We start from the raw sequence: 20,265 nt of genomic DNA on the forward strand, positions 1-20,265 counted from the left end.
TGCCCTCCAGCGGCCCAGAAAGGAACCTGATGTCAGTGCAGACCTCTCAGAAACTCAACAAAAAGGTGACCATCTCAAGCGCGGTGGGAACCGCGATCGAATGGTACGACTTCTACGTCTACGGCACAGCCTCCGCCCTCGTCTTCGGGGCACTGTTCTTCACCACCCTTGACCCCCTCGCCGGAACGATCGCGGCCTTCGGAACCTTCGCGGTGGGCTTCCTTGCCCGGCCTGTCGGCGCCGCCGTATTCGGTCACTTCGGTGATCGGATCGGCCGCAAAAAAATGCTCGTGTTCAGCCTTCTCGGCATGAGCGTCGCCACCATCCTGGTGGGGCTTCTGCCCACCTACGCCCAGATCGGCATCTGGGCACCCATTCTCCTCACGCTCTGCCGGCTGGTTCAGGGCTTCTGCGTTGGCGGCGAGTGGGGCGGCGCCACCCTGCTCTCGGTAGAGCACGCACCCGTGAGCAAGAAGAACCTCGCCGGCGCGCTCGTTCAGGTGGGTTCGCCCGCCGGTCTCGTGATCGCCACCGTGATGATAGCGATCTTCCGCGGACTGCCAGGGGATGCTTTCCTCGAATGGGGCTGGCGTATCCCGTTCCTGTTCAGCGCCGTCCTCGTCGTTATCGGCCTGTTCATTCGTCTCAAGGTCGCAGAGAGCCCGGAGTTCGTGAAAATGAAGAAACAGGGCATCACCACGAAAATGCCGCTGTTCCGCGCCATCCGCACCGCGCCCGTGCAGATCCTGGGCGGCATCCTGCTCACCTGCGGTCCCTTCGTCTACTTCTACTTCTTCACGACGTTCCTCCTCACCTTTGGAGTAAAAAAACTCCAATTCGACCCGCAATTCCTCCTCGTGGTGGTCGCAGTTTCGGCCGCAATTGAACTCTTCACGCTTCCGCTGGCCGGTATGCTCGCCGACCGGGTCGGCCGCAACAAGATCTTCATCATTGGAGCAATCGGTTTCATTCTCTTCGCGTTCCCGATGGTGGGATTGCTGGTGGCATCCCCCGGCAACCAAGCGGTAATGCTCGCCGTCATTGTCCTGGCGATTACCATCATCCACCCCTTCACTTACGCCCTGCTATCGACCATGTTCGTTGACCTGTTCAGCCCCGAGATCCGCTACACCGGCATCTCACTCGCGTTCCAGCTCGGAGGCGTCGTCGGAGGATTCTCACCGCTCATCCTCACCTCAATGCTCGCGACCGACGCGTGGCCGCTACTCATCCCGGGCTACCTCGCACTGCTCTCGGCGCTGTCCCTGCTCGCAGCCATCGTGCTGGTACTCGCTAAGCGCCGGCGCGACCAGTCCGAAATCAGCACCAACGAGGCACAATCCGTACCGCTACGCTGAGAAAAGATGACCCGCGTAGGTGAGTCCTAATTGAACAGGGCGCGCCACTTCGACAGGGCCGCGGCCGGACCGGAGGCGGGTCGTGCTCGAGCAGAACGGGGTTCAGCATTACGCTGACACAGACGGCGGGGCCAAACCGAGGCTGTCCGCGGATATGGTGGCCGAGGACCGCCGGCTCAGACTCACTGGCTACGAGGTCTACCGCTACGGTGGGTACGAATTCGTAAACCGGGCCCAGGCCGGGATCATGCTGAACGGCTTCTTCCGCGAGCTCCTGCACGTGTGACACAAGAGCGCGGAAATCTCGCCACCGCACAGTCCACCGCTCTGGCGCCGGCTGGCCCGTGGTGAAACCCGTGCACCAGCTCATCGGGTATGGTTTGACCGGTTGCCTGCGGACGACCAACCTTGAGTTGATACATTCGTTGTCGCCGACCAGCCGCTTGACGACGGTCACGGCAATTCCCGCGGATTCGAAGTCCTCGTGGCTTCCAAGTAGGACATGGTGACCGAGCTCCAACGCGTTGCCTGTGCCCTGGGCGTCCCGTTCGAACTGCCAGACGTCATCCGACATGACGTCTGGCCAATCCCGGCGATGTTCCCATCCTGTGGATAGGACGGTGCGGTCTATCAGCAGGGCCGGCGACATACCACCAATCGGGTCGACTCTGACCTTGAGAGACTTTGTAAGTGGATCGGCTAACGGGCAATGGTCTCGCTTCAACGGCTATTCCAGTGTTTCCGCACCTGAACAGTGATCTGGCCTAGCCGAGGTGCTCGATTGGTTGCGTGCTGTGCCGCTCCCAATGGCTCCCGGAGCTTTTTCCGTCGAGTCCCGGCTCGCCACTGGAGTTAATCCGTCCGCCTTTGTAGCTTCAACGTATGGCCATCAAACTTGAGAACGTCGGTATCGCCGTCCGCGACCTCGAGGCAACAATTGCCTTTTTTACCGACCCCAGACGGTCATGGTCGACTTGAGCTCTTCGAATACATCCACCCCAAAGCGATCGAGTCGAACCCAACTCGCCCCAACGACATCGGCATGCACCGCGTGGCCTTCTCGGTCGACGACCTAGACAAAGCCCTCGAGGTAGCTGCGAGGCACGGATGCCGTCCGCTACGCGGCGTGGCGACCTACGGCGACGTCTACAAACTCACGTACCTCCGCGGTCCCAGCGGAATCATCGTGATGCTCGCCGAGAAACTAAAGAAAAGACTGACACCCGGAACGGCCCAATTAGCCTGTGTTGCTAAGCCTCAGGCCGCCGGATGCGGCGATGACGGGAAAATGATGGCTGCGGCGGCGGGTTACCTCGGCCTTTCATGAGGGTGCGCCGCCAGCCGCGTGTTTAAACGACGAAAAGTGCTCCTGAGCTGGGAAAATGTTGTTACCACACAGCATTTTTTACACAGTTCAAGGAGCACCTTTCTGGTGAACAATATTACCGGCATGTACCCGTCTGTCCGTGTTGATTCCGCCGGGAACGGCGTGGTGTCCCAGGCAGGTGGCCTGGTGCTGGCCCGGACGGTGCGTGTCTCCGGCCTCGGTGCCGGGCTCTCGGAGGCATTGGAGCCGTGGCGCAAGCCCTTCGCCCGCCATGATCCGGCTAAGATTCTCACCGATATCATGCTCTCGCTCGCGACCGGTGGTGACTGTGTCTCCGATATTGACCGGCTTCGCGCCCAGCCGGAGGTGTATGGACCGGTGGCTTCGGATCCGACGATCAGCCGCTTGATCAAGTCGCTCTCCGCGGCCAAACCAGCGAAGGCTTTGGCGGCAATCAACGCCGCCAGAGCAGCTGCCCGGGCGCATGTCTGGGCTGCTGCCGGAGACGATTCGCCCTTGCATGGCATCAGCGCAGAGAAGCCGCTGGTGATCGATTTGGACGCCACCCTCATCGCCTCCCACTCTGAGAAGGAAGAAGCCAGACCTACGTGGAAGAAAGGCTACGGCTTCCATCCGTTGGCCGCGTTCCTTGACCACGGCACCGAAGGAACCGGAGAGCCCCTCTCCGTGCTGCTGCGCCCGGGCAACGCCGGATCCAACACCGCCGCCGACCACATCCAGGTCGTAAAAGACGCCCTCAAACAGCTGCCCACCGGTTACCGTTCGGGACGGAAAGTGATGATACGCACCGACTCCGCCGGCGGCACGCACGGGTTCCTGACCTGGCTCACCGCCACGCGCCGGAACCTGGGCTACACCGTCGGGTTCCCCATCCACGGCGCCATCGAAGCGGCCCTGCCACGGATCCCGAAGAACGCCTGGACCCGCGCCTACAACAGCGACGGCGCCGAACGTGACGGGGCCTGGGTCGCCGACATCACCGGAATGCTCGATCTCTCCGCCTGGCCGGCCCGGATGCGGGTCATCGTGCGGAAGGAAGAACCCCACCCCGGCGCGCAGCTGCGCGCCACCGACATCGACGGGATGCGCTACACCGCGTTCGCCACCAACCAGGACGGCGGCCAGCTCGCAGACCTGGAAGTACGGCACCGGCTCCGCGCACGGTGCGAGGACCGGATCCGTAACGCCAAGGACACCGGCCTGGCGAACCTGCCCCTGCACTCCTTCGCGGCGAACACGCTGTGGTGTCACCTGGTCATGCTCGCGGCCGAGCTCATGGCCTGGACCCAGATGCTCGCCTTCGCCGGCACCGCGGCCCGGCGGTGGGAACCGAAAAAACTCCGGACCAGGATCTTTGAAATCGCCGCCAAAATCACCAGGCATGCCCACAGGATCACCGTCCATCTTGCCGCCAAAGCACCCGAAACCGGGCTGCTGATCAAAGGACTGAACCGTCTCGCCGCGCTCAGCCCGCCATAACCATCAGGCCAACCAATCAACCCCGGAACAGGGAAGCAAGCCCCGCAGCACGTGACGGACGTGGAACCGTAACCGAACCGCCGCCACCGGTCAGCGGCCAAATTGTCATACCCGCCTGCCAAAATCAGACACGTCAGGCAGCCAGTAAGCCCCGACCCTGCCGGAACCCCGCCTCATGAAAGATCGAGGCTAACTTGTGGGAAGGCCGTGGCAGCAAAGCCCACCAGTTCCTGCAAATCGCCCTCGAAGCCGGCCCGCCTACCGACTGGCCCGGCTCAGCCAGCTCAGCGATCTCATGATCAGCTCCGCATCGGTTACCTTGTCATGCCGTTCCCGCCCCCCGCCTTCCTGCATTAACAGGTATCAGAGCGGAAATCCCGGACGGGCCGCAACCCTACGTCAATCATGTTGTAAGCGGCCCGAGCCACCATGAAGTGGTGAACGTGAAAACCCAACGAAAGGACGAACGAGGATGAACACCCAGAAGAGACCAAGCAGGGCGGTACCCGGTATGCCGTAGTAAGCTGCGGCCCGATCCGACCCCAGTACGACCCAACCCGAAGCCGAATGTGCGGACAGTGTCCACACCCCCAATTCTCCGCATCAAAGGCCTCCCTCAAACTGCCGCACCCCGAAGGGCTGCGGTTCTTCTTTGTCCCGAGAAAATTGATCCTGCTGGAGAAGTTCAACTGCGATTGCAACCGGGTCCCGCCCGCGCCCGTTGACGAGTCTCGGGCACGCCGCACGGCATGCTCAGCCTCTAGACTCTCCATCACGACGTCACCTCACTTCAAACCATTCATGGTCCGATCGGCGGACCGCTCCATGACCGGGCAGCGCCCCTTCAGACGCTGACCGCGGACTAACAGAGCCACACGAAAACAACGAAACCCGGGCGGCGACACCAGCCTCCGCCCCAGCACGCTGTCAACGATCAGGGCCTCGCCCCGAACGCGGCACCAGTTGGCCGACGACGGCATAGCGTTGTTCGGTGAATCGTTTTCATCTTGATGGCCGGGCTGTCCGGAGCGGTTGTCATTTTCCAAAGTCGTCTGCACGGCCACCACATGTCCGTAAGGAGAACCCTTTTCGAGACAGTCCTCGCCGTAGTCCCGAGGAAATTGTGAGCTGCAGCGAGGATTTCGGACAGCGGAATTGGTGGATTCTTCTACGCTGCCAGTGCTGGCTGTTGATAACCATAGTGGACTTCGTTAGGCCGTCGGTAATCGAGCGCGGAGTGTCGGCGCCAACTGTTGTAAAATCCCTCGATATAGCGGATAACGTCGCTGCGGGCTTGTGATTTCGTCGCGTAAACGGTCCGGTAAACACGCTCGTTCTTGAGCATTGAGAAGAAAGATTTGGCCATACTGCTATCTCAGCACACGCCCGTGCGTCCCATCGATGAGCGCATCCCCAGACCGGTCACCAAGGCCCGAAACCCAGCCGAGGTATACACGCTGCCGCGGTCAGATTTAAGCCGAATTCGGCTTAAATTCGATTATGCCGAGAAAAACCCTCCGCCCGGGGCATAACGTTTTCCTCGGCATAATCGGATTGCCAGATCGCGTCAGGCTCGATCGGGGTCGTTGCGGCGGCGTTCTTGAGGGCGTCGGCGACGAGTTCAGTGCGCATGTGATCGGCGATCGACAAAGTCAACGACCCCCAGAGAAGCACCGACACACCGGAATCGGCCTCAACACACCGGCAGACGTCCATTGCGGACTGGCCGCCGGCAAAGCCCTCGAACGAGCTAAAATCCTCGCCGTTGCACGGGCGAAATACCCCGAGCGATTCACCACAAGCAGGGACCCGAAGATCCTTGCCCTGCCCGACACTGCATGGATTAACAATCCAGCCGAGAGGATCGCCGCGAAAGAAGCCGCCTAGTTCCCACTGGCCTCATTCACCTTGACAAATTCCGCAATCATGAAGTGCCTTCCGATTTGGAGTGCATTTCAGGCCGGAACGTCTCGAAGTGACGACACAAAAATTGATCTGCTGAAAATGTATCCCGGTGACTTGGCAACCCGGTCCCAGTCGGATTCAGTGATCCGTGCATCTCGGAAATCGATGAAAGGACTCGTGAATCATGACAAGCCAGAATTTATTGAGCGCTCCAAGAAGTGGGCCAGAGCCTTCTGGGGCATCAATTCGATGACGTCGCAGTGCATCAGACGTGGCGACAATGAGACTATGTCCGCCGATTAGGACGGGGATGACGTTGAAACCAGCCCTGCCGAGACGCCAAAAAACGGTTCGCATTTGCGACGACTGGCGTTCACGCCCTTCATCGCCAGCCAGCTCTTCAGCAAGGCGGATCCGGCCTCGGCGGTGCTGTCCCCCCTGGCGATCTTCGCGGTCGGCTTCGTCGCACGGCCGTTCGGCGGATTCCTGTTCGGCTGGATCGGCGACCGGGTGGGCCGGAAGGCATCCATGACGCTCGCCGTCGGACTGGCGTCGCTGGGCAGCCTGCTGATCGGCGTTGCCCCCACATTTTCCGCCGTCGGCGTCGGGGCCTCGCTGGTGCTGCTCGTGGCCCGGCTAATCCAGGGACTCGCGCACGGCGGCGAGCTGCCGTCGTCGCAGACCTACCTGTCCGAAATCGCCCCCCAAGGAACATCGCGGCTTCTGGGCAACCCTGATCTACACCTCGGGCACCGTCGGAATCCTGTTCGGGACCGTGCTCGGCGCAGTCCTGAACATGAGCCTAAGCACCGAGCAGATGAATGCCTGGGGCTGGCGCATCCCGTTCCTGATCGGGGCCGTGATGGGCCTCTACGCCCTGGTCATGCGCGCCCGGATGCACGAAAGCAGCCTATTTGAGAACGAGACCGCCGAGGAAAAGCGCGAGCCGATCTGGCCGCAGATCATCCGCCACCGCAAGCAGGCATTCCAGGTGATCGGCCTGACCGTCGGCCTCACCGTCATCTACTACATCTGGGGCGTCGTGGCGCCCAGCTACGCCACCACCGCGCTGAAGATCGACCGCGGCGAAGCCCTGTGGGCCGGGTTGGTCGGCAACCTGGTCTTTATCGCCGCGCTGCCGTTCTGGGGGAAGCTCGCGGATCGGATCGGGCGCAGGAAGGTGTTGTGGGCCGGCGCCGGCGGGGCAGCGGCGCTGCACTTCCCGATGACCTGGCTGCTCAAGGACTCAGCCTGGCAGCTGGCCGTCAGCATGTCCGTAATGCTGATCTTCATCGCGGCCAGCGCGGCGATCGTTCCGGCGGTGTTCGCCGAACTATTCCCGACCAGCATCCGCACGGTGGGCGTCGGCGTCCCCTACTCCATCCGCATAGCCGTGTTCGGCGGAACCGCACCGTACCTGCAGCAGTGGCTCAAGGACATCAACCTGGCCCAGGCCTTCAACCTTTACGCCGTCCTGCTGCTGGTCATCAGCATCCTGTTCATCTTCAGCATCCCGGAGACCTAGGGGAAGGACTTGCGCAGCTGATCTAAGTTGAGTCAGTCTTTCCGCACTCCCCCAGCCGGACGCCTTCGCGCGGCCACCCGCAGGGCGACGCCGGCAACGGCGCTGTGCCGTCGGTGGCCGCTGTGCCGTCCGCCGCCGTCGTGCAGGCGGCAAAAATCATTCCCGTGGTGGCGAGGTACAGCGCCCGGCCGCCACCATCAGGGCTTCCTTCGATCGGGTACGGCTCCGGTGGAGGCGCGGATGGTGAGGTGAGTGGGAAGTTCGACCTGTGTCCGGATGGCAGCATTTGTGGGGCGCAAGCGGCTGAGGAGCATATCGGTGGCCACCCGCCCAGCCTGCTCGATGGGGGCGGTCAGGGTGGTCAACGGCGGGTTGCAGAAGTCTGCTCCGAAGATATCGTCGCAACCGATCACGCTGAGCTGGCCGGGTACATCCACTCCGCGCTCCCTAAGCCGGACCAGCATGCCAATTGCGACGAGGTCGTTGAAAGCTATGCAGGCCGTAGCGCCGCTGTTGATGGCCGCGTCCGCCGCCGCCGCGCCGGAGCGCTTGCTGGGGTGATAGGGCCCAAGCATGCGGACGGTGACGCCCAGGGCCTCGGCGGACTCCGCCAGCGCGGACCGCCGCCGTCCGTCCGACCAGGAGGTCGGCGGGCCAGCCAGGTAGGCAATATTCCGGTGCCCCAGCGAAAACAGGTGATCCACTGCCTGTTGGACACCGCGGGGAGTGTCGATCAGCACGGTGGGAACCCCGGGACTGGTCCTGTTTATGGTCACGATCGGGACGGTCGCCGCGACCCTGGCAAGCTGGTCATCGTTCAGCCGGCTGGCCGCCAGGATGAATCCGTCTGCCGAGGACCGCAACTGTTCCAGATAGTTGGCCTCGAGATCAGCGTCCTCCTCGGTGTCAACAAGCAGCTGGGTGAATCCGGAGGCACGCAACTGGCGCTGGGTGCCGCGGATGAGATCCACGAAAAACCCGTTGGTGATGTCCGGAACAAGCAGCGCGACGGCCCCGGTGCGGACGGAGCCCATCGCGCGGGCAACGGAGCTCGACACATAGCCCAGTTCCGCCGCCGCCGCTTCGACCCGTTCCCTCGTCAGCCAGTGCACCCGGCCGGGCTGGGACAGAGCCCGGGACACCGTTGACGTGGCGACACCGCTCAGAGCGGCCACGTCCTTAATGGTCGGGGTCTTTCTCAGTACGGATTCACTTGCCCCTGCAGTGGTGACCTCGTCCATTGAAGACTCCCTCGACAACGCTTGTCCGACTAATGTCCACCCATCATGGCATTGTCAACAATTCTTGGCAATTTTTGGCAACGCATTGCCGCTGTTGCAGTTCCTGTCATAGTGTTCCAGATAGCAACCTGCCTTCCCGGTCTTGGACGCCGGGGCCACTCAATGAGGAGCACACAAGGACATGAACAAAAAAAAGCTGCGGATTATCGGTCTGGCCGCCTCCCTTTCAGTTGGCGCACTGGGCCTCGCTGCCTGCGGGACCGAGAGCAGCGGCAGCGGTTCAGTGAACGGCGAAGGCAAGACCCTGAACGTTCTCATGCCCGCCAACGCCCGGTTTGCAGACGAATCCAAAGCGTGGCAGGCCCGGATCGCCGATACGTTCAAGAAATCCACAGGAGCGGACGTGAAGTTTGAGACGTTCGCATCGGCCAACGATGAGCTGACCAAAATCCAGACCTCAGTAGTTTCCGGTCAGGGCCCTGACGTGTACGCGATCGGCAGCACCTTCACGCCCACGGCATATTCCACCGACGCATTTGTTAAGTTCGACGCGCAGACATGGGACTCGGTCGGCGGACGGGACCGCTTCGTCCCGGCGACACTTGGAATCTCCGGGCCGGACCCCCAGAACGAGATCGGCGTCCCGTTCACGTCGCGGCCGTACGTGCTGGCCTACAACACGGAGATGTTCAAAAACGCCGGGCTGGATAAACCGGCGTCAACGTGGGACGGGCTCCTGGATCAGGCGAAAAAACTCACCAATGACTCCACCTACGGTTTTACGATCGGTTATGCGGACAACTTCAACCCGTGGAAGTTCGCGTGGACGATGGCCAATCAGGCCGGGAATCCCCTGGTGGAAGGAAACAAGGCCCGCATCGACGACCCGGCCGTACTCAAGGCCTTCGCGACCTACTTCGGCTGGCTTACCAAGGACAAGGTGGTCAATCCGGGATCGGCGGGCTGGAATGACAGCCAGGCAGCGGCCGAGTTCGCAGCAGGCAAAGCAGCCATGATGCCGATGACCACCGCATCCTCGAAGATTACCTTCGACGCCTCCCCGGTCAAGGGCAAGTATGCGTGGGCCGTGATGCCCACCGTGCCGCCGGGTCAGACATCCACACCCCAGGGCGGGACGCCGGTGAGTTCGATCATTTCCGGCGACAATCTGGTGATCGCGAAGTACTCAGAAAACCAGGATCTGGCCGCCGCCTACATCAAACTGGTCACCAGCGAGGACGAACAGATCAACTACAACAAGCAATTCGGGGACCTCCCGGCCAACGCGTCCGCCGCGAAGAAGGTCGAGGCTCAAGACCCGATGCTGGTCCCGGTTCTCGAATCGGCTTCGAAGTCCAAAAGCACCCCTTTCACCGGGGCGTGGGGTGACATGCAACTGGCTCTGACCAATATCGCTGTCCAGGCGCGGCCGGCGCTCGCCGCCGGCGACGTCAGCCAGTCGGCGCTGAAGGCAGCCCTTGCCCAGGCGCAGAAGGACTCACAGGCCTCACTGGATCGGGCATCGGCCAACAAATGAGTATTTCGACCGACAAGGACACTGAAGTGCGCCCACCGCCGGCCTCTAAGCGGCGGCGGCGCACCGTGAGCGAACTCAACCGGCCCCTGTGGCTGCTGACGCCCGGCGGATTTCTGATCGGCCTGATCATTCTGGTTCCTCTCCTGCTGGGCATCTACATCTCAATGCTTCAGTTGGACCAGTACACGATCCGTAAGTGGGTCAGTGCACCATTCGTGGGCTTGTCCAACTTCGTGGAAGCATTCACTTCCACCGACCTGATGCATGCCTTCGCCAACAGTGCCTCGACCTCGGTAATTGCCACGATCATCACGGTGCCTATCGGGGTGTTCGCCGCCCTGGCCACTCAGAACGCGTTCCGCGGCCGGTCGCTGGTCCGATCGGTGTTCCTGATCCCCTATATTTTGCCTTCCTTCGTGGTGGGCACCTTCTGGCGGACGATGCTCCAGCCGGACGGTATCGTCAACAAGGTGCTGACCGGAATCGGACTTCCGGCCGGAGAGTGGCTGAGCGGGCCCGCGAGCTACTGGGTCTTGATCCTGGTCCTGGTCTGGTCTGCCTGGCCGTTCATCTACCTCATGGCCCTGTCAGGGCTTCAGTCGGTGGATCAGGAAGTCCATGAAGCGTCAGCCATCGACGGCGCCCTGTGGTGGACCAAGCTGCGCTACGTCATCTTCCCCTATTTACGGGGGCCCGTGGCGCTCGCCTGCCTCATCGCGACGCTGCACCACATGAATGGCTTCTCGCTGGCATTCATCCTCTTCGGCGTTCCGGCGCCGTTTGACATCCAGATTCTTCCGACCTTGGTCTACAGCATGAGCTTCACCAGCCTCCGGTTCGGCATGGGTGCTGCGATGGCACTGCTGTCACTGGTCTTCATCGCCCTGCCGCTGTACTTCTACCTGCGGGCCGTCAAGCTCGACACCGGCACGGATTCAGGAGCCAAGAAATGAGCGATTCACGCACCGTTGTGGAACAGGACACCCTCCTGAGCCGCCCACCGTCCCCACCGTCCTCGGGGCAGAGACCCCGGGCCCGGTCCGGACGGCAAGCGGCAGCCGTCACCCGTCTGCTGCCCAAGCCCCTGCTCATCACAGTCATCGTCGCGATCTGCACCACAATTGCCGTCCCCCTGATGTATATCGTGTTCGCCTCGATGAACTCGGATGTGGAAGTCGCCAGGGGTGCCTTTTTCCCCACCGAGTTCACTCTGGGAAACTACACCAAGATCTGGAACACCCTGCCCCTCGGCCGGGGTCTGATGAACAGCATCCTGATCGCCGGCTCAGTCGCCGTGGTCTCCGCGCTGTTGGGCATCATCACCGCCTACGTGCTGGTGCGTTTCGAATTCCGCGGGCGCCTGACGATTCTGCGCGGCCTCATCGGATTGCAGAGCCTGCCGGGCACGTTGATGCTCCTGCCGGTCTTCGTGGTCTTCGCCTCGGCCGGAAACTATTTAGGCATTACAGTCATCGGCACCGGCTGGGGCCTGTTCCTGGCCTACCTGACGTTCGCGTTGCCGTTCTCGACCTGGGTCATGGTCACCTACCTGCGGGGATTGCCGAAAGAACTTGAGGAGGCTGCGCGGATCGACGGCGCCTCCTCGGTCGGGGTCCTTTTCCGAATCATTTTCCCGCTCAGCTGGCCCGGGCTGGTGGTCGCCGGTGTCTTCTCCTTCCTGCTCGGCTGGAACGACGTGCTCTTCGCCTCTGTCCTGACCCGACCCAACACCCAGACGGTGGCTGTGGTCCTGCAGGTCTTTGGGGCGACTTCCGAAGGCGGGGCACTGCCCCTGTACGGGCAGATGATGGCCGCCTCACTCGTCTGCGCCGCCCCGGTGGTCATTCTTTACCTAATTTTCCAGCGCTATCTAGTAGGCGGCCTGACCGCCGGAGGAGTCAAATAATCATGGTTTCGGACACTAACGCCGCGTGGCTGCTGTCTGGTTTTGGGGATGAGATCGACGACGATCCAGCCATCCAGATTGCAGTGCTGCAGGCGCTCGGCGCCAACCACATCGAGGTGCGCAGCGCCTGGGGCACCAACATCGTTGATCTTCCCGGAGAGCAGCTTGGCAGGCTGCAGGAGCTGCTCACTGAGAAGGATATGAAGGTTTCGGCGATCGCCTCGCCTGTCGGCAAGGTTGATGTCAGCCTTCCGGTCGAGCATGAGGTGGAGCGGCTGCGCCGTGCCGTCAACGCGGCGAAGGTCCTTGATGCGAAGTACATCCGCATCTTCTCCTTTTTCTACGGCGAGTCCGTGCCGGTAGACAGCATCCGCGACGACGTCATGGAGCGGATGCGCGCACTGGCCGATGTGGCGGAGGACGGTGGCGTGGTGCTGCTGCACGAGAACGAGAAGGACATCTTCGGGGACGTGCCCGACCGGGTGCTGGACATCATCGAAACGGTGAACTCCCCGGCACTGAAGGTGGCGTGGGACGCGGCCAACTTCGTCCAGGTGGGAGTCAAGCCCTTCGACGAGGCGTACGAGAAACTCAGGCCGCATCTGGAATATCTTCAGGTCAAGGACGCCCGTTTTGCCAACGGTCACGTTGTGCCCGCCGGGGAGGGAGACGGCGATGTCCTCCTCACAGTCCAGGCCCTCAAGGCAGACGGCTATACAGGCTTCGCCTCACTGGAGCCCCATCTTGCCGGAGCCCACGGCCTGGGTGGCTTCTCGGGTCCCACGGCCTTTGGGATTGCCGCCAGGGCATTCGCAAAAGTCACCGCGGAAGCAGGAGTCAAAACAGCATGAACCAAATTTTGAAGGTCGCCATCACCGGTTGCGGCGTAATCGGCCGCACCCACGCGGTGGCGCTGCATGAATTCCCGGAAACGCGGATTGTCGCCCTGGTGGATGCGGTCGCCGAGGCCGCCGAAAGCCTGGCGGACTACGTCGAAGAAAGCGGACAGCCCCGTCCCGCTCTCTTCACCACCCTCGGTGCGGCGCTGGCTTCAGTCGACATAGATCTTGTGGCACTTGCTACGCCCAGCGGCCTCCATATCGAGCAGGGCCTGGAGGTCCTCGCGGCCGGCAGACACGTGGTGATCGAAAAGCCGCTCGACGTCGACTTGAGCCGCGCCCAGGAGATCGAGGCCGCGGCCCAGGCCGCCGCGCGCAACGGCGTTGTGGCATCGGTCATCAGCCAGCACCGGTTCGACCAGTCAAGCCTAGCCGTGTCCGACGCCGTGACGTCGGGCCGGTTTGGCAGGGTCACCTCAGCCATTGCCTCCGTCGCCTGGTGGCGCGGCCAGGGCTATTACGATTCCGGTGACTGGCGCGGTACTTGGTCCATGGACGGTGGAGGGGCCCTGATGAACCAGGGCGTCCACACCGTTGACCTGCTGCTGTGGTTCATGGGCCGGCCGGTGGAGATCAATGCGCGCACCGCGCTCCTTGCCCACGGACAGATCGAGGTGGAGGACACGGCGGTGGCCACCATCACGTTTGAAAACGGCGGCCTCGCCGTCCTGCACGCCACCACCGCTGCCTACCCCGGACTAACCGTGCGCGTGCAATTGATGGGATCCGAAGGGTCAGCCGTCATCGACAACGACAGGCTGGAGTACTTCCACGCTGCAGACGCCAGCAGCGAAACGTCCACCATGGGCCTGCTCGGCGGCGGCAATCAGGCGGAACAGGTACTGTCCCAGTACCCGGCGGGGGATTACGAGGCCAAGGATCCCACCGTGTACCCAGCCGGCCATGTGCGCCAGTACCGGGACATCTTGGCAGCGATCGCCGAAGGACGGCCCCCGGGCGTCACGGTGAGCGACGCCGTCAACGCCCTTGCCGCAGTCCGCGCCGTCTACGTTTCGGCCACGCTGAATCAGCCGGTGATGTTCGAGGATGTCCTGGCGGGCAAATACAACGATCTCGAAGTCCGGACCGGTCACACAGCCAGAGACGGCGTCTGAGCTCATGAAGTTCTCGGTCTTCACTGCATCGACTCCCGACTGGACTCCCGAGGAGGTCGTCACCACACTGGCAGGTCAGGGGTGGGATGGCGTCGAGTGGCGGGTTACCGACCAGACCGAGGCAACACCTCCCGGTTTCTGGGCTGGCAACAAGTCCAACTTCCCGCTGACCGGGCTGGAGGAGAACGTGGAGCGGATCGGGCACATCACGCGCGGAGCCGGCCTGGAGTTCTCCGGAATCGGCGGGTATGCGCGGTGTGACAACCATGCCGACGTCGAGCGCATGCTAGCCGCAACGGCCGCCCTGGGTGCCCGCCAAGTGCGAGTCATGGTTCCGCCGCTAGGAACGGCAGAGTGGGGTGTGGCCGAGCCGAGCGGTACTCCCTATCAGGTCCTGTTCGACGGCGCTCGGCGGGACGTCGAGTGGGTAGCGGAACGGGCCGCGGCCCACGGGGTGAAGGCCCTGGTGGAACTGCACCATCGGACCATCACTGCCTCCGCATCGTCGGCCCGGCGCCTCCTGGAGGGCCTAGACCCGCAACACATCGGCGTCATCCATGATCTGGGCAACCTGGTGATTGAAGGTCAGGAGGACTACTTGTCGGCCTTTGAACTGCTCGGGGAGTACCTGGCCCACGTTCATGTGAAGAATGCCCTCTGGGTCCGGCAGGGAGAAAAGGACGCGTCCGGCGCCGCCGTATGGGCGCACCGGTGGGCCCCGCTGCAGTCCGGACAGGCCAGCGTCCTGGCGTACTTCAAGGCGCTGGCAACGTTCGGCTATGAGGGCTGGGTCGCCGTGGAGGACTTCTCAACAGAGCTGCCCCTGACAGAACGCACCGCCGGCAACCTGGAGTATCTGCAGCGCACGGCCGCCCTCGCCGCCATCACCACCGCCGCCGGAGCCGGCTGATCCACCCAATCCTTGCCAGCGGAGCACCGCCGTTGGACGATCTCGCGAAAGATTTCAGCCATGCCAGAGTCGACAGCAGCCCATCCGGACCGGCTTTTCCCTGCGGACCCGGGAACCCGTCAGATAGCCCGCTCCCTGTATTCCCGGGTGGAAGCCCTTCCCATCATTTCGCCGCACGGGCATGTGGATGCTGCCGTGATCGAACAAAACGTCCCGTTCCCTGATCCGTCGGCTTTGCTCGTGACCCCGGACCACTACGTCACCCGGGTCATCCACGCGGCCGGTGTACCCCTGGAACGGCTGGGAGTGGGCGGCCCATCGGTGGACCCGCGTCAGATTTGGCGCGAGTTCTGTGCCGCCTGGCCCCTTTTTGAAGGAACAGCGTCAGGCTACTGGATCCGTCAGGAGTTCGAGCACGTGTTTGGGGTCTGCGACGAACCGGCACCAGGGAACGCGGACCGCATCTTCGACGCCATCGCCGCCAAATTGGAAGAACCCGGGTTCCGGCCGCGCGAACTGTTCAAGGAATTCAACATCGAGGTCCTGGCCACCACGGATGATCCACTGGACAGCCTTGAAAGCCATGCCGCTCTCGCCGCTGATCCTGCCTTCGCAGGCCGGGTCCTCCCGACGTTCCGTCCCGATGCCTACCTGGACATCGCGCATCCCCAGTGGACGTCGAAGGTGGAGCGGCTCATCGCTTCGGCGGGATCCGGAGCCTCCGGCTACTCCGGGTATATCACCGCACTGGAGGGGCGGCGCCGCCACTTCGTCGACCACGGCGCGGTCTCCGCGGACCACGGCGTCCGGACGCCGGCCACGCTCAAACTGGATGACGCGGAGGCCGCACGCCTCTTCGAACGGGCCCGGGCAGGAACGGCCTCGGAAGAAGACCGCGAGGTGTTCGAAGCACACATGATGTACCAGATGGCCAGAATGTCCGTGGCGGACGGCCTGGTCATGACCATCCACCCCGGCTCGTTCCGTAACCACCACGCTCCCACGTTTGAGTCCTACGGCGCGGACACCGGACACGATATCCCGTTCGCTGTGAACTACACCAACGCTATCCGGCCGCTCCTGCAGGATTTTGGGGCTGCCAAGGACTTCCACCTTGTCCTTTTCACCCTCGATGAGACGGTTTTTTCGAGAGAACTGGCGCCGCTCGCCGGCTTCTACCCGGCGGTGTACATCGGGGCACCCTGGTGGTTCCTTGACGCGCCGGACGCGATGCTGCGGTTCCGTGCCGCTGTTACCGAAACGGCAGGATTCTCCCGCACCTCCGGATTCATCGACGATACGCGGGCTTTCTGCTCCATCCCGGCCCGCCATGACACGTCCCGCCGCATCGAGTCCGCGTTCTTGGCCAGGCTTGTGTCCGAGCACCGGATCAGCGAAGATCGCGCCGAGGAACTGATTGTCGACGTCGTTGATTCCGCGCCACGACGGGTGTTTAAGCTGTGACGGCCCGACAGCCCCCGGCCCTGGACCGCGGCCGGCAGGCCCTGCCCAAGGCCCCGGTGCGCATTGTGCACCTTGGCCTGGGCGCCTTCCACCGTTCCCACCAGGCGTGGTACACGCACCACGCCTCGGACGCCGCCGAGTGGGGTATTGCCGCTTTCACCGGCCGCCGCCCCGATGCAGCGACGACTCTTGCCGCCCAGGACGGCCTCTACACGCTGATCGAACGCTCCAGCGACGGTGATTCCTTCGAAGTGATCGGCAGCGTGGTCGAAGCCGTGGATGGGGCCGACGTCGGGCGCATGGCGGAACTGGTAGCTGCACCACAAACCTCGATAGTCACCCTGACCATCACCGAGGCGGCCTACCAGCTGGGCTCCGATGGCCACCTGGATCGGACGGCCGAGGACATCGTCGCGGACCTCGGGATTCTCGGCCGCCGGCCAGGGGAAGGGACGCTGACGACGCCGCTGGGCAGGCTGGTCTTCGCCCTCGCCGAACGCCGACGCGCCGGGTCAGGACCGATCGCCGTCGTCAGCTGCGACAACCTCGCGGAGAATGGATCCGTTGCCAGCCATGCCCTTCTGGGCATGGCTGAGGCCTGGGACCCGGGCGTCGCAGCGTGGATCCGCAGCAACGTCAGCTTTGTCAGCACCTCCGTGGACCGGATTACGCCGCGGACAACCCCGGCGGACATCGCCGGGGTGCTTGACTCGTGCGGCTACCGGGACAATTCACCCGTAGTGGCCGAACCGTTCCGCGACTGGGTGCTGTGCGGGGACTTTCCCGCGGGCCGGCCGCACTGGGAAGAAGCGGGCGCCGTCTTTGTTGCCGACATCAGGCCCTACGAGAACCGCAAACTGTGGCTGCTTAACGGTGCCCACTCACTGCTTGCCTATGCCGGTCAGGTCCGCGGGCACACCACGGTAGACGAGGCGCTGGCGGACGAAGTGTGCCTTCGCGCCGTCGAGTCCTACTGGGACGAAGCCTCCGCGCACCTGAACGGCGAAAAACTTCATGTCCCTGAGTACCGCCGGGCCCTTCTGGAAAGGTTCGGCAATTCCCGGATTGCCCACCATCTGGCGCAGATCGCCATGGACGGATCCACCAAGCTGCGGATGCGCGTCCTGCCCGTCATCCGGGCTGAACGGGCCGCCGGCAGGTCCGGCGAAGGTAGTACCCGGATCCTGGCGGCGTGGATCGCCTACCTGGGCTCAGCCACAGATGTCCAGGACCCCCTTGCAGCCGGCATCCGGACAGCCCAGGCGTTTAAGGGAAAGCGGCGCGCGGCCGCGCTGCTGGCATTGGTGAGCCCCGAGCTCGCCGACGATGCGGACACTGTGGCCCTGGTGCACCGTCTCCGCAACACCTTCGACTCCAGTTCGCTGCCCGCAACCCGCTGACCTCTGTCCCCACCCCCGGAAGGAACAACTGACCATATGAAAATCATTGCCGCGGAAGTCTTCGTGACCAGCCCGTCCCGTAACTTCGTGACCCTGCGGATCACCACGGAGGATGGTGTGACCGGGATCGGGGATGCGACGCTGAATGGGCGTGAGCTCGCGGTCGCGGCGTATTTGAAGGAGCATGTGGCGCAGCTGCTGGTCGGCAAGGACGCGCACCGGGTTGAGGACACCTGGCAGTTCCTGTACCGGTCCTCGTACTGGCGGCGGGGGCCGGTGACGATGGCCGCGATCGCAGCCGTGGACATGGCGTTGTGGGACATCAAGGGCAAAATGGCGGGGATGCCGGTGTACCAGCTGCTCGGCGGGGCGTCGCGGAACGGGTTGCGCGCCTACGGGCACGCCTCCGGTTCCGATATAGAGTCGCTGTTTGATTCGGTCCGGGAGCACCTGGAGCTGGGCTACAAGTCGGTGCGGATCCAGACTGCGGTGCCCGGGATCAAGGCCGTCTACGGGGTCGCGGCGCAGGCGCAGGCCTCCGGGGAGCGCTACGACTACGAACCGGCCGGCCGCGGCGCGTTCCCGGCAGAGGAGGACTGGGATACCCGGGCGTACCTGCGGCACCTGCCCACCGTGTTTGAGGCGGTCCGGAACGAGTTCGGCCCGGATCTGCCGCTGCTGCACGACGGGCACCACCGGATGACCCCGATCCAGGCCGCGAAGCTGGGCAAGGCGCTGGAACCGTACGATCTGTTCTGGCTGGAGGACTGCACGCCGGCGGAGAACCAGGAGGCGCTGCGCCTGGTCCGGGCGCACACCACCACCCCGCTGGCGATCGGGGAAGTCTTCAACACCGTGTTCGACTTCCAGAGCCTAATCAAGGAACAGCTGATCGACTACGTCCGGGCCGCGTCCACCCACTTCGGCGGGATCTCGCCGTTGAAGAAGGTGATGGACTACGCCGCGCAGTACCAGATCAAGTCTGGCTTCCACGGCCCCACGGACATCTCCCCGGTGGGGTTCGCCGCGCAGCTGCACGTGGGCCTGGCCATCCACAACTTCGGGATCCAGGAGTATATGCAGCACTCGGATGCGACCAACGAGGTCTTCGAACAATCCATGACCTTCACCGACGGGTACCTGCACCCGGGGGAGGCGCCCGGCATCGGCGTCGAATTCAACGCCGAAGCCGCCGCGGCCTACCCCTACCAGCAGGCTTACCTGCCCTACAACCGGCTCGTCGACGGAACGGTCCACGACTGGTGACGCACAATCACTCGGCAGCCGCCGGCACCCCCGGCACCCGCCTGCCCCGCGTCGTCGTGATGGGCGTCTCCGGCTGCGGCAAGACCACCATTGGGGACCTCGTGGCCCGCCGGCTGGGCGTCACGTTCGTCGACGGAGATTCCCTCCACCCCATGGAGAATGTGGCCCGGATGGCGGCTGGCACACCCCTGTCGGATGAGGATCGCTGGCCGTGGCTGGCCACGGTGGGTAACGAACTCGCCGACGCCGGCCAGGACGGACTTGTACTCGCCTGCTCGGCGCTGCGCCGCAGCTACCGAGACGCCATCCGCGCCAAAGCTCCGGACGCGGTCTTCCTGCACCTGGACGGCAGCAAGGAGGTCTTGGGCTCCCGGCTGGAAGGCCGCAGCGGCCACTTCATGCCTGCAGCGCTGCTCGACTCCCAGCTCGCCACACTGGAGCCGCTCGACGCCGACGAGGCCGGGATAGTGGTGGATATTGCCCGGCCCGTGGACCAAGTAGTCACCGCGGCCCTGGCCGGACTGCTCGGCGCTGCAAGAATCCACACCGCGCGCTGAAGGCCTGAAACCCGAGGAGCGCAGCACCCGAATCCTGACCATCAGCCGATGAAGCGGTTCCGCCCGGCGCGGTGGCCGGACACGGCGGCCAGCGAGCCGACGACGAGGAAGAGCACGCCCGCCGCGGCAAAGGACCCGGTGGACTGGTGCAGCTGGCCCACCAGCAGGGTGCCGGTGGAACCCAGCCCGTAGCCCACACCCTGCATCATCCCGGACAGGTGCGCGGCGGTGTGGCCGTCCCGGGTGCGGACCATGATCATGGTGAGCGCGACGGCGGTCAGGCTGCCCTGGCCCAGGCCCAGCACCCCGGTCCAGACCCAAATCAACTCCAGCGGCCCGAAGATACTCAGCGCGA

Annotated in this window: 14 protein-coding genes and 5 pseudogenes; 16 read left to right on the forward strand and 3 right to left on the reverse strand. The window is 63.6% G+C overall.

Annotated features, from left to right (window positions below; all coding sequences use genetic code 11):
- The first annotated feature begins 29 nt into the window (after positions 1 to 29).
- The 4 genes and pseudogenes from AC50X6_RS17185 to AC50X6_RS17200 all read left to right on the forward strand — a co-directional run bounded on the left by AC50X6_RS17185 (position 30) and on the right by AC50X6_RS17200 (position 4,185).
- On the forward strand, positions 30 to 1,358 hold the full coding sequence (locus AC50X6_RS17185) for an MFS transporter (RefSeq protein WP_494967375.1): 1,329 nt from the start codon (positions 30 to 32) through the stop codon (positions 1,356 to 1,358).
- 82 nt (positions 1,359 to 1,440) lie between these two features.
- Complete coding sequence (locus AC50X6_RS17190) at positions 1,441 to 1,644, forward strand: hypothetical protein (RefSeq protein WP_494967376.1); 204 nt, start codon at positions 1,441 to 1,443, stop codon at positions 1,642 to 1,644.
- Between the two features lie 596 nt (positions 1,645 to 2,240).
- A pseudogene (locus tag AC50X6_RS17195) lies at positions 2,241 to 2,571 on the forward strand (VOC family protein); the annotation flags it as partial.
- Between the two features lie 219 nt (positions 2,572 to 2,790).
- Complete coding sequence (locus tag AC50X6_RS17200; protein ID WP_494967377.1) at positions 2,791 to 4,185, forward strand: IS1380 family transposase; 1,395 nt, start codon at positions 2,791 to 2,793, stop codon at positions 4,183 to 4,185.
- A 1,168-nt stretch (positions 4,186 to 5,353) separates the two neighbouring features.
- Here the strand turns inward: AC50X6_RS17200 and AC50X6_RS17205 are convergent.
- A pseudogene (locus tag AC50X6_RS17205) lies at positions 5,354 to 5,832 on the reverse strand (integrase core domain-containing protein); the annotation flags it as partial.
- 24 nt (positions 5,833 to 5,856) lie between these two features.
- On the opposite strand from AC50X6_RS17205, the pseudogene AC50X6_RS17210 reads away from it, so the two are divergent.
- Together AC50X6_RS17210 and AC50X6_RS17215 are read left to right on the forward strand one after the other, a co-directional pair.
- Positions 5,857 to 6,072, forward strand: a pseudogene (locus AC50X6_RS17210) (IS3-like element ISAar46 family transposase); the annotation flags it as partial.
- 375 nt (positions 6,073 to 6,447) lie between these two features.
- Positions 6,448 to 7,615, forward strand: a pseudogene (locus tag AC50X6_RS17215) (MFS transporter).
- Between the two features lie 197 nt (positions 7,616 to 7,812).
- Here the strand turns inward: AC50X6_RS17215 and AC50X6_RS17220 are convergent.
- Entirely contained in the window at positions 7,813 to 8,856 is a 1,044-nt protein-coding gene (locus tag AC50X6_RS17220; RefSeq protein ID WP_494967378.1) for a LacI family DNA-binding transcriptional regulator, read from the reverse strand.
- A 181-nt stretch (positions 8,857 to 9,037) separates the two neighbouring features.
- Between AC50X6_RS17220 and AC50X6_RS17225 the strand changes: the two genes are divergently transcribed.
- From AC50X6_RS17225 to AC50X6_RS17270, 10 genes are all read left to right on the forward strand, one after another.
- Positions 9,038 to 10,393 carry an ABC transporter substrate-binding protein gene (locus AC50X6_RS17225; RefSeq protein ID WP_494967379.1) on the forward strand — a complete coding sequence of 452 codons (1,356 nt, stop codon included), beginning with the start codon at positions 9,038 to 9,040 and terminating at the stop codon, positions 10,391 to 10,393.
- A 65-nt stretch (positions 10,394 to 10,458) separates the two neighbouring features.
- On the forward strand, positions 10,459 to 11,346 hold the full coding sequence (locus tag AC50X6_RS17230) for a carbohydrate ABC transporter permease (protein ID WP_494967380.1): 888 nt from the start codon (positions 10,459 to 10,461) through the stop codon (positions 11,344 to 11,346).
- A complete protein-coding gene (locus AC50X6_RS17235) occupies positions 11,343 to 12,299 on the forward strand; it encodes a carbohydrate ABC transporter permease (RefSeq protein ID WP_494967381.1) in 957 nt (318 codons plus the stop codon). The genes AC50X6_RS17230 and AC50X6_RS17235 overlap by 4 nt, the downstream gene beginning before the upstream one ends.
- Positions 12,300 to 12,301: 2 nt before the next feature.
- Entirely contained in the window at positions 12,302 to 13,150 is an 849-nt protein-coding gene (locus tag AC50X6_RS17240; RefSeq protein ID WP_494967382.1) for a sugar phosphate isomerase/epimerase family protein, read from the forward strand.
- A complete protein-coding gene (locus AC50X6_RS17245) occupies positions 13,147 to 14,313 on the forward strand; it encodes a Gfo/Idh/MocA family protein (protein ID WP_494967383.1) in 1,167 nt (388 codons plus the stop codon). The genes AC50X6_RS17240 and AC50X6_RS17245 overlap by 4 nt, the downstream gene beginning before the upstream one ends.
- A 4-nt stretch (positions 14,314 to 14,317) precedes the next feature.
- Positions 14,318 to 15,223 (forward strand): sugar phosphate isomerase/epimerase family protein, encoded by a 906-nt coding sequence (locus tag AC50X6_RS17250; protein ID WP_494967384.1) that lies wholly within the window; start codon positions 14,318 to 14,320, stop codon positions 15,221 to 15,223.
- 60 nt (positions 15,224 to 15,283) lie between these two features.
- A complete protein-coding gene (gene uxaC / locus AC50X6_RS17255) occupies positions 15,284 to 16,687 on the forward strand; it encodes a glucuronate isomerase (protein ID WP_494967385.1) in 1,404 nt (467 codons plus the stop codon).
- Positions 16,684 to 18,087 carry a mannitol dehydrogenase family protein gene (locus AC50X6_RS17260; protein WP_494967386.1) on the forward strand — a complete coding sequence of 468 codons (1,404 nt, stop codon included), beginning with the start codon at positions 16,684 to 16,686 and terminating at the stop codon, positions 18,085 to 18,087. Before uxaC ends, AC50X6_RS17260 begins: the two co-directional genes overlap by 4 nt.
- Positions 18,088 to 18,123: 36 nt before the next feature.
- Complete coding sequence (gene manD, locus AC50X6_RS17265) at positions 18,124 to 19,353, forward strand: D-mannonate dehydratase ManD (protein ID WP_494967387.1); 1,230 nt, start codon at positions 18,124 to 18,126, stop codon at positions 19,351 to 19,353.
- Positions 19,350 to 19,910, forward strand: coding sequence for a gluconokinase (locus AC50X6_RS17270; RefSeq protein WP_494967388.1), 561 nt, complete (start codon positions 19,350 to 19,352; stop codon positions 19,908 to 19,910). The genes manD and AC50X6_RS17270 overlap by 4 nt, the downstream gene beginning before the upstream one ends.
- Positions 19,911 to 19,951: 41 nt before the next feature.
- Here the strand turns inward: AC50X6_RS17270 and AC50X6_RS17275 are convergent.
- Positions 19,952 to 20,265 (reverse strand): annotated as a pseudogene (locus AC50X6_RS17275) (MFS transporter); the annotation flags it as partial.

The organism is Pseudarthrobacter sp. HLT1-7 (assembly GCF_059383435.1).